At 67.1% G+C, this 15,007-nt stretch carries 11 protein-coding genes; 6 read left to right on the top strand and 5 right to left on the bottom strand.

Going from position 1 to position 15,007, the window contains the following annotated elements:
- Positions 1–88: 88 nt before the first annotated feature.
- The 4 genes from ACUN9Y_RS08055 to ACUN9Y_RS08040 form a co-directional block, all read right to left on the bottom strand.
- Positions 89–2,278, bottom strand: coding sequence for an FUSC family protein (locus ACUN9Y_RS08055; protein ID WP_445460380.1), 2,190 nt, complete (start codon positions 2,276–2,278; stop codon positions 89–91).
- Between the two features lie 6 nt (positions 2,279–2,284).
- The gene (locus ACUN9Y_RS08050) at positions 2,285–3,148 is read right to left on the bottom strand and encodes an efflux RND transporter periplasmic adaptor subunit (RefSeq protein ID WP_445460174.1); all 864 of its coding nucleotides are present in this window, start codon (positions 3,146–3,148) and stop codon (positions 2,285–2,287) included.
- A complete protein-coding gene (locus ACUN9Y_RS08045) occupies positions 3,149–3,367 on the bottom strand; it encodes a DUF1656 domain-containing protein (RefSeq protein WP_445460173.1) in 219 nt (72 codons plus the stop codon).
- 215 nt (positions 3,368–3,582) lie between these two features.
- Positions 3,583–4,506: a LysR family transcriptional regulator gene (locus ACUN9Y_RS08040; protein WP_445460172.1), complete on the bottom strand. Its 924-nt coding sequence runs from the start codon at positions 4,504–4,506 to the stop codon at positions 3,583–3,585.
- A gap of 568 nt (positions 4,507–5,074) precedes the next feature.
- Between ACUN9Y_RS08040 and ACUN9Y_RS08035 the strand changes: the two genes are divergently transcribed.
- The 5 genes from ACUN9Y_RS08035 (at position 5,075) to ACUN9Y_RS08015 (ending at position 11,342) form a co-directional block, all read left to right on the top strand.
- Positions 5,075–7,111: a ligand-gated channel protein gene (locus ACUN9Y_RS08035; RefSeq protein WP_445460171.1), complete on the top strand. Its 2,037-nt coding sequence runs from the start codon at positions 5,075–5,077 to the stop codon at positions 7,109–7,111.
- Positions 7,112–7,285: 174 nt separating this feature from the next.
- Positions 7,286–8,257, top strand: coding sequence for an ABC transporter substrate-binding protein (locus ACUN9Y_RS08030; protein ID WP_445460170.1), 972 nt, complete (start codon positions 7,286–7,288; stop codon positions 8,255–8,257).
- A gap of 92 nt (positions 8,258–8,349) precedes the next feature.
- On the top strand, positions 8,350–9,285 hold the full coding sequence (locus ACUN9Y_RS08025) for a FecCD family ABC transporter permease (protein ID WP_445460379.1): 936 nt from the start codon (positions 8,350–8,352) through the stop codon (positions 9,283–9,285).
- A gap of 85 nt (positions 9,286–9,370) precedes the next feature.
- Positions 9,371–10,471 (top strand): FecCD family ABC transporter permease, encoded by a 1,101-nt coding sequence (locus tag ACUN9Y_RS08020; RefSeq protein WP_445460169.1) that lies wholly within the window; start codon positions 9,371–9,373, stop codon positions 10,469–10,471.
- A 28-nt stretch (positions 10,472–10,499) separates the two neighbouring features.
- Positions 10,500–11,342 carry an ABC transporter ATP-binding protein gene (locus ACUN9Y_RS08015; RefSeq protein ID WP_445460168.1) on the top strand — a complete coding sequence of 281 codons (843 nt, stop codon included), beginning with the start codon at positions 10,500–10,502 and terminating at the stop codon, positions 11,340–11,342.
- A 434-nt stretch (positions 11,343–11,776) separates the two neighbouring features.
- Here ACUN9Y_RS08015 and ACUN9Y_RS08010 read toward each other — a convergent pair whose 3' ends face one another.
- Positions 11,777–12,358, bottom strand: coding sequence for a PRC-barrel domain-containing protein (locus ACUN9Y_RS08010; protein ID WP_445460167.1), 582 nt, complete (start codon positions 12,356–12,358; stop codon positions 11,777–11,779).
- Positions 12,359–13,200: 842 nt separating this feature from the next.
- Between ACUN9Y_RS08010 and ACUN9Y_RS08005 the strand changes: the two genes are divergently transcribed.
- Complete coding sequence (locus tag ACUN9Y_RS08005; protein ID WP_445460166.1) at positions 13,201–14,868, top strand: multidrug ABC transporter permease/ATP-binding protein; 1,668 nt, start codon at positions 13,201–13,203, stop codon at positions 14,866–14,868.
- The last annotated feature ends 139 nt before the right edge of the window (positions 14,869–15,007 follow it).

Below are 15,007 nucleotides of genomic sequence, written 5' to 3'. Positions count from 1 at the left end.
GCAATTCCCGGGCCAACGGATGCCAGCGATGGTGCGAGCGCAGGGGGCTGGCCATACGCGGCAGCCTCACCGAGTCGGCCCGGCGGCGTCACCGAGCCGGGCCGTCGGCTCGAGCAACCGTTGTCGGTGCCTCGTGGCGTGCTTCGCCGTCGTTGCCTCCGCCGAGAGCCGCCCGGGAGCGTTCGGCCTGGCGCGTCAGCGACAGCGTCAGTCGTTCGATCAGGCCCGCCGTCAGGCGTCGCTGGTGGAGCGTCAAGTGGTCCAACTCGTCCAGCACGTGCAGCAGGGCCTGGCCTTGCTGCTTGGCAGCACTCGGCAGCTCGCCGCGAGCGCTAGCCGCGTAGTCGTCGGCGAGGCCGCGGTGCAACGCTCGGTGGGCGTCGGCAATGCGTTGGTCCGCATGCCCCTCCAGGCGTCGCCTCAGGTGCAGGCTGGCGTAGCCCAGATCGAGCCCGGTAAGCCCCAGGGTGAACAGGTAGCGCTGGTCGTCGGGCAGCAAGTCGTCGTGGCCGGCAAGCTGCAGCAGGCGATCGGCCATGCGTCCGCTGAAGCGCGCCTCGGCCTCCGAGGGTGGTCGGTCGAGCAGTCCCTTCAGGTCGTGCACCGTGGCACCGACCAGGCGCCGTTTGCGTATTCCCGACGAGAACCCCGGGATCATGCGAAAGGCCATGACCACAACCGCCAGCCCAATCATCACCGCGATGGCGCGGTTGATAAAGCTGTCGAAGGAAAAGTCCATGCCGTTGCCGGGCATGGTCAGCAGGATATTGCCGATCGTGAAGGCCAGGCAGTAGCCCATCAGCTTCGGGTTCGCCGCCCCCAGCAGGCCGAGAAATAGCGGGGGCATGAACAGCAGGGCGAGCATGGCGAACCCGCTGGCCTGGGACAGCAGCACGTGGCCGAAGAGGAAGGCGCTGGGAATGGCGGCGACCATGCCCTTGGCGAACATCATGGCGACGGTGGCCGGGTTGTCGCGGCTGGCGAAGAAGGCGGAAAACAGCGTGCCGAGCAGCATGGCGACCTGACCATTGTCCCAGCTGGTCAGGACCCAGAATGTCGCCAGGACGGCGAACACGATGCCGGCACGCAGGGCATTGAGCCCCGCGGCCAGGTGGTCTCGGTGCCAGGCCAGCTTGGCGGCTCGCAGGCGCTTGTCGCGGGGGGTGTGGATGGCTTCACGGGCATCGAGGATGACCAGCGCATGGCCAAGCGCCTCACGCAGGCCCAGCGTGACACGATCACGCAGGACGTCATCATGTCCGCTGGGCGTGGGCGTGGGCGTGGGCGTGGGCGTGGGCGTGGGCGTGGGCGTGGGCGTCGCGCCGTCGGCGTCTCGCTCAGCCTCCCGCGCATCCTGTTCCAGGCAGGTGAGCGCTCGGTGGCGCAGCGCCTGAAGGCGCGCCCTGGCCTGGGGCACGCCGCTGCTGTGGGCCGACTCGCGCAGGCCTGCGGCGATGTCGGTGGCCAGCTCGCGGGTGCGCTGGGGGAGCCCGTCGCCATGGAAGCGCAGTAGCTGTTGCAGTGCATGCAGAATCGCCATCAGGCGCAGCGTGCGCCTCGTCAGCACGTGACTGGCGCGGATCCGGGCGTTGCCCTCGGGGCCCTCGTAGCGAGCCGCCTGGCTATCGGTCTCGAGCTGGGTGAGGGGGCCGAGGCTCGCGATCAAGGTGCGCTGCAATTCGGTAATGTCGTCGCTGTTCTCGAGCCGCTTGGCGCCGTGCAGAAAGGCCTGGTTGACCACGTTGTCGGCCAGGTCCGCCAGGTGATCGCGAACCTTGATCGGCCACAGCAAGGAACTGACCAGGGTGGCACAGAGGGCGCCAAGGGAAAGCTCCGAGAGCCGCGCCACGGCAATACCGAACATGCCCCCAGGCGAGCTTGCGGTGATGATCACGATCAACATCGCCGTCACCGCCGCCATGATGCAGCCGTAGGACGCATTGTTGCGCGTCAGCGATGCGGCATAGGTACACAGCATGATCCACAGCGTCAGGCTGGTGAGCGCCGGGATCGGGGCCTGGACGAAGGCGGTCATGATCGCGATACCGACCAGGCAGCCGATGGCGGTGCCGGTGATCTGGCTGAGTCCCTTCTCGAACACCATGCCGCTCATCGGGCGGATCTGCAGAAACGCCGCCGAGATCAACGCCCAGTAGGGGCGGTCGAGGTCGCACCAGAGCGCGATGTAAAGCGCCAGCAGCATCGCCAGGGTCGCCTTGATGGCGAACTTGACGGCGCTGGCGGGCGGCGTCAGATAGGCCTGCCACCAGGTCGACATCACGGTTTACTCCGCCGCAGGCTCGACGCGCACGGTAGCGGTCATGCCGGCGCTCAGGGTGATCGACTCGGGACGCTCATCGAGGGCGATGCGGACAGGGATGCGCTGGGCCAGCCGCACCCAGCTGAAGGTCGGCTGGACCTGAGGCAACAGCTGGTTGTTGGGGGTGGTGTTGTCGTTGGCGATGCCGCGACCGATGCTTTCGACATGGCCTTCCAGGGTGATATCGCCGCTCATCAGGATCACCGTGGCGCGGTCGCCTTCGGTAAACGCCGGGCGCTTGGTTTCCTCGAAGTACGCCGTGACATAGAAGGAGTCATCGCGCACCAGGGCCATGACGGCGGTTCCCCGGTTGACGTAATTGCCTTCGGCGAGCTGCAGGTTGAGGACATGCCCCGAGACCGGCGCGCTGACCTCGGTGCGCTCCAGGTCCAGGCGGGCGCTGGCCGCATCGCTTCTGGCCTGGTCGAGGGAGGCCGACGCGACCTGGCTGTTGATAGTGGCCGACTCGAGGTTTTCGGCGCTGATCGCCTGGCGACTCAGCCGCGAGCGCCGCGAGGCCTCGTCCTGGCGCAGCGCGAGCTCGGCCTCGCGTTGGGCGACCACGGCGCTGGCCTTGTTCAGCGCCGCCGTGTAGCGGGCATCATCGATGCGAAACAGCGTATCGCCGGCCTCAACGCGTTGATTATCCGCGACGGGCAGTGTCACCACCCGGCCCGAGACGTCGGGGGCGATGGTGATGATGTCGGCCCCCACTCGGGCATCTCGGGTCCAGGGGCTATAGAGGTAGTAATGCCATAGCCAGAAGCCGGCAGCGATGGCGGCGGCGACCACCACCAGGGTGATCAGCAGACGAAGAGCGGTGCGCATTCAGGTGATTCCCGTAGCGTTGGCGCCGAACCAGGCGACGGCGGCGGTGCAGAGGACGAACAAGGAGGCATCGAGCCAGGCCTCGAACCACAGGCGCGAGGAGCCGACCAGGCGGTGCAGCAGGCTGCGCAGGATCAGGGCGCCCAGCGCCCCGAGGACGGCATACAGCAGTAACGGGCTGAAATAGATGCCGCCGAGCGCATATTCCTTGAGCGCCATGGCTTTCCTCCGCCGGGTCCGTGGGGGCGAGTCGCGACAGCGTGATCAACGACGTCCGTCGATTAAGGTTAGCAAATTACCGGTTTCAGCGGCAGGGGGCTTGTCGGTCGGGCGCGGGAGCGCCGCGGTGCAGGCGTCGTCGCGGCCAGCCAGAGACAACAGTGACGAGGTCGAAGGGGGCCGGCGCGGGCGCTCGTTGCGGGACGATGCCGGTGTCAGCCGGCTCGGCGGACCTCGTCCGTACTCCGCCAGCTCTCCGGGACCGAGCCACGCAGGTGATCAAGCAATGTCGCGAGCTTGCGTGGCTGACGGCCGAAGCCGTAGACCAGGGTGATCGGCAACGGCTTGGGAGCCCAGTCGATCAGGCAGCGCTTCAGCTCGCCGGGGTGGGCGCGTTCGCGGGCCGCCGCGAGCCAGCAGGGCAGCACTCCGAGGCCCTGGGCGCGGGTGATGGCATCGATATGCAACGTCGACTGGTCGACCCGAAAGCGTGACGGCGGTGGCTGAAAGTGCACCGTGGCACCCTGGGCGTGGTGCAGCGTGAGCCCGCCGTTGGTCTCGCCGATCAGGTCGATCCAGGCGTGGCGGGACAGCGCCTCCGGACTGTCTGGCGCGCCGTGCCGCGCGAGGTAGTCGGGATGCGCATAGATGCCGCGCTCGAGCTGGCCGAGCGGTTCCTGGCGCAGGCCGCCGTCGAGCATGTCGCCAAGCCACACGCCAACGCCCTGAAAATCGGGGTCCCGTGGGGGCGCTTCCCGGGTACGCAGGGTCAGGCTGACCGCCGGATACTGCTCGAGGAATTGCTCCATGCTGCGTCCCAGCCAGCTGCGGGTCAGCGCGCGGTGGGCTTCTACCACCACCTGGCCGCTGACCTCCTCGCGCAGGGAATCCAGATGGCGTTGGCCGCGCTGCGCCAGATCGAGGATCTGGCGGCTGACCTGGTAGTACATTTCGCCGGCCTCGGTAGGCAGCAACTGATTCGCCTGACGCTTCATCAGCGGCTGACCGAGGCGTGACTCCAGCTGGCTGATGCGGCGGCTCAGGGTCGACTTGGCGAGCCCGAGCTCGGCGGCGCTCTGGGTCAGGCTGCCGGATTCCATCACGCTGGCGAAGGCGAGGAGTTCGTCGAGGTCGGGCATGGGGCTCTCCGGAACGTGGTAGTGGCTCGTGACTGCCGGGTGCCTGCAGGACTGGCTGCGGGTCGTGCTCCCGCGGCCTCCGGGGCGCAGCGCCGAGCTTCGCCCGCCATCTTGAAGGCGCTGGGGTGCCACCTCGAAGGCGCTGGGATGCCATCTCGAAGGCGTTGGGGTGCCATCTCGAAGGCGCTGGGGAGCCTTCTCGCGCCGGCGACGGGTCTTGTCGGCGTAGCCGTGGTGCTCGGTGAGAGCCGTTGTGTGGCGGCGAGAGGCACGCGGGCATCGGGGCGTAGTGTGACACAACCGCAACGGTATTTGAAAATCATTGGCATTTGGTGGTCGGCATCGTTGCGTAACACGCAACGGGGTGTCGCGGGAAAAATGTGCAGGATTCATGCAAGAATCTAAATGAGAAAGATTGATATTTAACATTTGTCTCGCTCATGGCACGCCACCGCGGCGGCTCCGCCAGGACCCCCGTACCAGCGCCTTGCCCCGACGCTCGTTTGCCGCCAGACAGGCTTTTCCGTATGGACAGCCAGGCGGCCCGTTTCAGGAGTTGTATCGCACCATGCCTTGCTTCGACGCTCGTCAGGCGCTCCCGCGCCGTCCTTCCCTGCCGCCGCTGACCCAGGCCTGTCGCCGCCGTGCGGGGCTGGCCAAGATTGCCTGGAGCGGAGTCGCCCTGGCGGGGACCGCCATCTGCACACCGGCCTGGTCCGCCGAGGCGCTGGACCTGGACGATGTGGTGGTGACCGCCGCCGGCTTCGACCAGAGCCAGAAGGATGCGCCGGCCTCGATCAGCGTCATCACCCGCGAGGACATGGAGAAGCGCTATTACCGCGATGTCACCGATGCCCTGCGTGACGTGCCCGGCGTCATCGTCACCGGCGGTGGGGCGGGGGACCAGGGGTACGATATCAGCATTCGCGGCATGCCATCCCAGTACACCCTGATCCTGGTCGACGGCCGCCCCCAGGGCACCCGAGAGTCACGCCCCAACGGCAGCGCCGGGTTCGAACAGGACTGGCTGCCGCCACTGCAGGCGATCGAGCGCATCGAGGTGGTGCGAGGGCCCATGTCGACGCTGTACGGCTCAGATGCCATCGGCGGCGTGATCAACGTCATCACGCGCAAGGTGGCGGCGGAGTGGAGCGGCAACCTGCAGCTCGATAGCGTCCTGCAAGAAGACAGCGACTCCGGCGACAGCCGCCAGGCCAACTTCTACGTGGCCGGACCCCTGTCCGAGGATCTGCTGGGGTTGCAGGTCTACGGCCGCGCCTCCCAGCGTGACGAGGACGATATCGTCTATGGCTTCGAAGACAAGAGCGTTCAGAGCCTGACCGCCAAGCTGACCCTGACGCCAGGCAGCGACCATGACATCGCCCTCGAGGCCGGTCGCACCGAGCAGGATCGCGAATCGCTGATGGGGCATTCGGCGCCCTCGGACGGCTGTCGTGGCGGTTGTTCCGACAGCTTCGATGAATACACCCATGAGCACTTTGCCCTAACCCATACCGGACGCTGGGGCATCGGTACCAGCGAGACCTTTGTCCAGCGTGAGGTCGCCGACAACAAGAGCCGAGAGATCGAGATCACCAATACCACCGCCAAGTCGAGCCTGGTGATGCCGCTCGGCGCGCACATGGTGACCGTCGGCGCGAGCTTCGAAGACGAGGAGCTCGATGACCAGACCACCAACCAGATTTCCGATCGCACCAACGTGCGCAACAGCCAGTGGGCGCTGTTCGCCGAGGACGAGTGGATGCTGACCCAGGATTGGTCGCTCACCGGTGGCGTGCGCCTGGACGATGACGAGAACTACGGCAGCCAGGTCAGCCCACGGCTGTACAGTGTCTGGCACATGGCCTCCGAATGGACGCTCAAGGGCGGTGTCTCGACCGGCTATCGCGCCCCCAACCTGCGTGAGATCACCCCCGACTGGGGGCAGACGAGCCGGGGCGGCGATGTCTACGGAAACCCGGACCTCGAGCCCGAGACGTCGCTGAACAAGGAGCTGGCGTTGCTGTACAACGCCGCCAACGGCCTCTCCGCCAGTGCCACGCTGTTCCACAACGACTTCGACGACAAGATCACTCGCGTGGCCTGCCCCGCCAGCGTCTGCCCCGATGGCCCCAACCAGTTCGGCTCCGATCCGACCACCCGGATCAATGTCGATGAGGCGGTGACCCAGGGCGTCGAGCTGTCACTGGCCACGCCGATCGGCGAGTCCCTCGAGCTTGGCACCAGCTACACCTACACCGACTCCGAGCAGAAGAGCGGCGAGTACAAGGGCGAGCCACTGACTCAGCTGCCCAAGCATCAGGTCTCGGCCACCCTGGACTGGGCGGTCAGTGACCGCCTGGCTCAGTGGACGCGCGTGACCTACCGCGGCGAGGAAAGCCAGCCCAATACCGGGCCTTCGCAGAGCGCCATCGTGGCCCCGTCCTACACCTTCGTCGATGCCGGCGTCGGCTACCGATTGACCGAGGCGGCCAAGATCAACATCGGCATCTACAACCTGTTCGACGAAGCCATCACCTACGACGAGTACGGTTACGTCGAGGACGGTCGGCGCCTATGGCTTGGCCTTAACGTCGACTTCTAGGCCAGGCCGTAATCCCGACATACAAGGCTGCGCCGCGCCGAACGCTTCGTTCGACGTGGCGCACGCACGAAGGGGTGAAAATGATAGTGAGAGTGATTAACATCTCCGTCACCCCGAGCCCACTTCCATCATCCGTGCAGGCTCGCCCGGATGTTGAACAGGATACCGACCATCATGCCCGTATCTCGTGTCTTTGCCCGCGCCCCGAGGGGCCGAACTCCTTCGCGCCGGTGGCTTCCGCTGGCCGGGATCTGCCTGCTGGGTTCCCTGCTGAGCGTTCAGGCCCAGGCTCGCACCCTGGTAACCGGCTTCGGTGACGTCGAGATCGACGGCGAGCCGAGTCGCGTGGTGACGCTGTATGAAGGTGCCCTGGATGCGGCGCTCGCGGCCGGCGTGACGCCGCTCGGCGGCGTGGCGACCCGCGGCGGCCAGGACGTGGCCCGGTACCTTCAGGCCAGCGTACCGGACCTTGAGATCGTCGGCCTCGCCGGCGAAGTCAACGTCGAGGCGGTGGTGGGGCTCGCGCCGGACCTGATCCTCGCCTCACCGTCGCTGTCAGACGCCACCTATGCCTTGTTGTCTCAGCTGGCGCCGACGGTGGTGCCGACCACCGAGGGCTTGGCGCCCGAGGCCTGGAAGCAGGAAGCGCTGCTGTTCGGCGAGGCCCTGGGCCGCCGCGATCGTGTCGCCGAGGCGATCGGCGCCGTCGAGACCCGCGCCGAGTCGATCCGCGCCGCCGCGCAGCAAGCGCGGGGCGATCGTGTCCACCTGGTGCGCTGGATGCCCCAGGGGCCGCTGGTGATGTCGACCCAGCTATTTTCCACCGGGCTGCTGTCGGCGGCGGGCCTTAAGGTGACCGACGAGGGGCTGGTGCCGGGGGGGCGACCCCACAGCGACCCGCTGAGCCTCGAGGCGTTGAGCCAGATCGACGGCGACTGGCTGTTTCTCGCCACCTTGAATGACGATGGTGAGCAGGCGCTGGCCGCCGCCGAGCAGACGCCGGCCTTCCGCCGTCTGTCCGTGGTCGAGGACGACCGGGTAATGGCGGTGGATGGACAGCTGTGGACCAGTGCCAATGGACCGCTGGCCGCCCAGGCCGTGCTCGACGATATCGAGGCGGCCCTGGCCGGCGATAGCGCTCCGTGACAGCGTGGATCGGTGGGGCGAGGGCGCGGTTCTCGGGGCCACTCGGCCAAGGGCAGTGCCTGCTGACGCTGGTCGCCTGCGTGGGGCTCGTCATGCTGGCGAGCCTTGTCGTGGGGGCTGGCGAGGTGGGCGTGATGCGCTCGCTGGCGGCCCTCGTCGGCGGCAATGATGCGGATGCCCGCTTCGTGGTCTGGCAGTTGCGCTTGCCTCGCACCCTGGTAGGCCTCGTGGTCGGTGCGTCGCTGGCGGTGGCCGGAGCGCTGCTGCAGGTCATCTCGCGCAACCCCCTGGCCGAACCGGGCCTCCTGGGCGTCAGTGCCGGGAGCGCTTTCGCCGTGGCGGTGATGCTGTCGCTCGGGGCAACGGTGCTGGAGCTGCGTATCGGCGTCGCCCAGCTGGGGGCATTGCTCGGCTGCGCCTGCGTGCTCGGGGTGACGCGGGTGCGGGGCCTGGGCAACGACCCGATACGCCTGGTGCTGGCCGGCGCCGCCTTTTCCAGCCTGCTGGCGGCGCTGACTTCGCTGCTGTTGCTGATCGATCGGCGCGCCGCCGACGAAATCCGCTTCTGGGTCGTCGGTAGCCTCGCCGGGCGTCGCCTGGACGATCTGCTGGCGGTGATGCCAAGCGTTGCCCTGGCAGGCCTGGTGCTGGTGATGGTGGCGCGGCCCATGGCCAGCCTGGCGCTGGGCGAACGGGCAAGCGCCGGCCTCGGTCATCATCCCGGCCGATTGCGTCTGCTGGCGGTGATCATCGTCGCGCTGCTGGTCGGTGGCGCCACCGCCATCGCCGGGCCGATCGCCTTCGTGGGGCTGGTGGTGCCATTCATGGCGCGAGCCATCGGCGGACCGGAACTCCGCCGGACCCTGCTGCTGTGCCTGCCGCTCGGGCCCTTGCTGGTGCTGTCGGCCGATGTGATCTCGAGACGCCTGGTGGCGCCTTCCGAGCTTCCGTTAGGTGTGCTGACGGCGCTGGTGGGGGCACCGGTGCTGATCATGGTGGTGCGGGCGCGTCGCCTGCCCAGCCTGTGAACCCGGCGGGTGGTCGGGCTCATCACCTGGGGCGAGGGTCACGGTGTCACCAAGAAACCCTGAGATTGCCGATGGACAAGTCATCATGAAAGTCACTGCTTCCCGCGCTGAGGCCGACATCCCAGGTCCATGCCAGGCCAGTGCCGCTGCGCCGCCTACGGGCATGTGGCTGATTGCCCGCGGGCGCCTGAGCCTGTTGATCCATCGCCGCGGCCTGATCGCCGGCGCCGGGCTCGCGCTGGCCCTGGCGCTCGCCAGCCTGGCCTATCTGAGCCTCGGTAACATCAGGCTGTCGCCGGGCGCGGTGTGGGGAGCCATGACCGGGCAGGGCGCGCCGATGGAGGCCTTCGTGGTCGGTCAACTCCGCCTGCCCCGTCTGGTGGCGGCGCTCTTTACCGGTGCCGCCTTCGCCTTGGCCGGGTGCCTGATGCAGACACTCGCCCGCAATCGCCTGGCGACGCCGGGGATCATCGGCATCGACAACGGCGCCACGGCCTTCGCCGTGGCCTCGGTGGTGGGCATGGGAATCAGCCTGGCGCCCTCGGCCATGGCTCTGGCCGGTGGCGCAACGGCGGCCGCCCTGACGTTCGGGCTCTCGCTGGGTGGCGGGGCCCGGGGCTATCGCTTCATCGTCGCCGGTATCGGCGTCGGCGCGGTGTTCGCCGCGGTGACGCAACTGGTGCTGGCGCGGGCCGCCATCGATGTTGCCAATGCCGCCTATCCCTGGACGGTCGGCACCCTCAATAGCCGACCCGCCGGGGCGACCACCATGCTGGTCGTGGCCTTGGCGCTGGGCCTTCCCCTGGCGCTTGGCCTGGCCCGCAGCCTCACCCTGATGCGCTTTTCCGACGCCGTGGCGAGCGGGCTTGGCGTAGCCCTCAAGCGGCGCCGGGCCCAGGTGCTGGCGACCTCGGTGGTGATGACGGCGCTGGCCGTCGCCGTCGCCGGCCCGGTGGGCATGGTCGGCCTGATCGGTCCCGAAATCGCCCGTCACTTGTGCGGGTCGCGTCGGGTGCCATTGGTGGCCTCCGCCCTCGCCGGCGCGCTGGTAATGGTGCTGTCCGACCTCGTCGGGCGCCTGGTGATGGCCCCCATAGAGCTGCCGGTGGGCATCGTCACCGCAGTAGTGGGCGGGCCTTGGCTGATCTGGATACTGATTCAACCGCAACGCTCGACGCCTCGCTGAGACGACCGAGCGCCGACAAGGACAGGCAATGACCGTTATCGATGGCGTGCACCATTCTCGCACCCGGCGCCGAGCGCAGGACGACCCGGCGCCGCTTGCCACCTGCGGCCTGGGCCTTAGCCACGGACGCTACCCGGTGATCGAGGGGCTCGATCTGGCGCTGCCGCAGGGCCGCCTGACGGCCATCGTCGGCCCCAACGGCTGTGGCAAGTCGACGCTGCTGGCCGGGCTTTCACGCCTGCATGCCCCCGTCGGTGGCCAGGTGCTGCTGTCGGGGCAGGATATTCAGCGTCTACCGGCCAGGCAGCTGGCCCAGCGTATCGCGCTCTTGCCCCAGGAGGCGTCGGCGCCTGAGGGCCTGACGGTCAGCGACCTGATCCGCTTCGGGCGCCAGCCGCACCAGGCCTGGTGGCGCCAATGGAGCGAGGAAGACCAGCGTGTGGTGTCCAGGGCGCTGGCGTCTGCCGGCCTCGAGGCACTCGCCGAGCGCGCGCTGGACACTCTCTCCGGGGGCCAGCGCCAGCGCGCCTGGATCGCCATGACCATCGCCCAGCGCACCCCGATCATCCTGCTCGATGAGCCCACCTCGGCGCTGGACCTTGGCCACCAGCTCGAAGTCTTCGAGCTTCTCAAGCGCCTGGTGGCCCACGGACGAACCGTGGTCATGGTCCTGCATGACCTGACCAGCGCCTGTCGCTATGCCGACCATCTGGTGGCAATGCGGGGCGGCACGGTGATCGCCGAGGGTTGCCCCAGCCAGGTCGTGACTCCGGCGCTGGTGCGTCGTCTGTACGATGTCGATTGCACGCTGGTGCATGACCCGGTGACGGGCATGCCGCTGCTGGCGGGAGTGACCCGAGCGGCCCCCTGAGCGCGGTCAGCCGGGGGGTCTATGTCGAGGGGCCTATGTCGAGGGGCCTATGTCGAGGGGCCTATGTCGAGGGGCGTATGCCGAGGGGCCCCCTGAGCGCGGTCAGCCGAGGGGGCTATGTCGAGGGGCTATGTCGAGGGGCGTATGTCGAGGGGCCTATGTTCGAGGGGCCTATGTTCGAGGGGGCTATGTCGAGGGGCGTATGCCGAGCGTTCGAAGGAGCCGCGGGCGCACAACGCGCCGGCGAGCGCCACGCACCAAGGGGCTCGATGAGTGGTCGGAAGGGTCGCAGAACGCGGTGACTGGCCGACAACGCAAGATGCCCGGCCAGTGGCCGGGCATCTTGGGTACTGCGGCGAGCGGGACGAAACCGTCTGAGCAGGCTAGCGCCGCTCGGGGCGCTGGCCTAGTGGCGGTTGCCCCGTCGGGGCGACTCAGTTCACCGCATCTTCGGTGTTTTTGGCGGTCTCATCGGTGGCTTCTTCGGCGCTGTCACCGGCATTCTCGATGGCTTGACCCGCAGAGGTCAGGGCACCAGCGGTGGCCGCCTTGGTGCTCTCCCAGGCGCTTTCGGCCCCTTCCTTGGTGTCCATCCAGGCGTTCTGGACGTTGGACTTGGTCTGGTTCCACCAGGTGTCGGTGTACTCCGGTTGCTGGGTAATTTCCTCGTTGGTCATGTCGACGTGAACGCTGTACTCGATGTTCTCGATGCTATCGCCGTTCTCTGTCTGCACGGTGAAGTTGGCGGCATCGACGACGTACTGCTTCTCGCCCAAGTCGAGCAGGTTGCCGGTATCGACGACGATGGCGCGTACCGTCATGTCATTGTCGAGCAGGACGTCTTCCACCTCGCCGATATCTTCGTTCCCGGAGGCGCTCGAGTAGACGTCGGCATCGAGCAGCTCATCGGCGGAATACAGGCCTTGGGTCTCCGCAAGGGCGCCGGTGCTCATGGCCAGACCACCTGCGAAAAGGGTGCCTGCGATTGCGGTCATCATCGGTGTCTTGCGGTTCATTCCTGCGCTCCTTTCCGATCGTGATGATCGGCTTACGTGAGGAAAGTGACGTTTTCCGTCGTGTCGCTATCTAGTGTGGGGGCGGTAGAAAATTGTTCAAGCCTTTTACGTAACAAAATGTAGGTACAAGAAAAGTGCACGCCAGGGTAAGCGTTTGATTACCGGGCGACAGCCCGCGCCAGTCAAGGAAGGCAGGCACTTTCATGTGTTTGAAACACGAAATGCGGGTTGACCGGGTTTTGCCCTGCTTGTCGCCATGTAGCGACACCTTGCCGGGTGGGAAACCGCGGACAATGCCTGGCCTGGGGAGTGAAAATCGGCGCCGGATCGCCCGTTTCTCGGTGCGCTCTCGCGGCGCTGTGATCGAACTGCGCTGTGATCGAACTGCCCGGGAACCAGGATTCCTGGGCCCGATCCCTGGTGCAAGGCTCGGGCGACTCTTGTCCTTCGGTAGGCCGCTCACCGGGTGGAGGCGCGAGGCGTACACGGAGGGGAGGGGGAAAGCGAGACGGGCGGCAGGGCGCGAAGCTCCGGGAGCGCGGCCGGGCCTAACGGCGGGCCAGTCGGCGTGGGGTGGCAATACTTGTACAGACGTTTGTCGCCGGTGGTGGGCGCTCCAGCGCCCGGGAACACTGGCGCCTGGGGGATCTGGCCGATGGCGCGGGGTGCCGTCCCATGGCTGGATGTCGCGTCGTGGGACGCTGGCCCCGGGAGAGGGCCTTGGCAGTGGGCATCGACGACTTTGCCCCGCCGGGCCGGCTGGGCCACAATACGCCGCCGTCGAGCCGCGCCATTGGGCGCCGCTCGGACCTGTGTTCACTTCCAACCGCTTGGGTATCGCTGTGGATCTTCTGCGCGTCGTCTATCGTCACTATCGCTGGCCCTTCGTGGGGGTGATGCTGCTGAGCGTGGTCAGTGCCGCGCTTGGCATCGGCGCCATTGCCTTCATCAACCAGCGCTTGATCGAGAACGTGGGAAATCCCGGCCATGTGCTGCCGATGTTCCTGGGCGTGATCGTCTTGCTGCTGGTGGTGACGCTGAGCGCTCAGTTGGCGCTGACCACCCTGGGTCACCACTTTGTCTACGGACTGCGTGGGCGGTTGGTGAAGCAGATACTCGATACCGACATCGAGCGCCTGGAGCGCCTTGGCAGCGCCGAACTGCTGGCCAGTCTGTCCAGCGATATCCGCAATATCACCATCGCCTTCGTGCGTCTGCCGGAGCTCGTTCAGGGCATCGTGCTGACGCTGGGCTCCGCGGCCTACCTGGCGTGGCTGTCGCCGGGGCTGCTCGGGATCACCGCGGCCTGGGTCGGCGTGACCATTGCCGGTGGCTCCTGGCTGGTGGCGCGAGTCTACCGTCACCTCGCCCAGGTGCGAGAGACCGAGGACAGGCTCTATGCCGATTTCGAGGCGGTGATCCACGGGCGCAAGGAACTGGCGCTCAACCGAGCGCGTGCCCGCAAGCTGTATGAGGATGCCTACGACGGCGATGCGCGGACCTATCGCCATCACATCATTCGTGCCGACACCTTTCATCTGAGTGCGCTGAACTGGTCCAATATCATGATGCTCGGCGCCATCGGCGTGGTCTTCTACCTCGCCAACGGCCTCGGCTGGGCGAGTACCGAGGTGGCCGCGACCTACTCGCTGACCCTGCTGTTCCTGCGCACGCCACTGATTTCGGCCGTTGGCGCACTGCCGACGCTGCTGAGTGCTCAGGTGGCCTTCGATAAACTCCACGGCCTGGCGCTGGTCGAGCACCGCGAGGGCTTTGCCGGCAGCGAGGCCGGCGACGATGCCTGGCAGACCCTGACACTCGATGGCGTCAGCTTTCGTTACGCCGCGAGCGAAGCCCGCGAAGGCTTTGCCGTTGGCCCTATCGATCTGACCTTAAGGCGTGGCGAGTTGGCCTTCCTGATCGGTGGCAACGGCAGCGGTAAGTCGACCCTGGCGAAGCTCTTGACCGGGCTGTACCGCCCCCAGGGGGGGGCGATTCGCCTCGATGGCCGCGTGATCGGCGACGGCGAGTGGGAAGCCTTTCGTCAACGTTTTTCGGCCGTGTTCACCGACTTTCACCCCTTCGACAGACTCGTTGGCCCCGATGGTGAGGCCGCCGACCCGGTCCTGGTCGAGGCCTGGCTTGAGCACCTGGCCATGCGTGAGAAGCTTCACTTCGACGGCCAGCGGGTGACCAACCCGGCGCTGTCCCAGGGCCAGCGCAAACGCCTGGCGCTGCTGATGGCGGTGGCCGAAGAGCGTGACATCCTGCTGCTCGACGAATGGGCCGCCGATCAGGACCCGCAGTTTCGCCGGGTCTTCTATCGCGACCTGCTGCCGCTGCTCAAGGACATGGGCAAGACGGTGTTCGCGATCAGCCACGACGATCACTACTTCCACCACGCCGATCGCCTGTATGAGATGCGCGCAGGACACCTGAGCGAGTTGACCGGGGCCAGTCGCGAGCGGGTCAGCCGAGACGCCGTAGCGCGCCTGGACGAAGACCTGTGAGTGGGTTTCTCGTTGGCGTCGAGGCGGGCGAGGAAGGTGACAAAGGAGAGCTGGCGGCCTTGGCGCAAAGTGCATAGCGAAGGAAAAAAGTGCACAGCTAAAGAAAAAGTCCTGTGCCCTTTGAAGCAAACCTGACGTG

It is taken from the genome of Halomonas sp. V046 (genome assembly GCF_052645355.1).
This window is presented reverse-complemented; position numbering and strand designations above follow the sequence as displayed.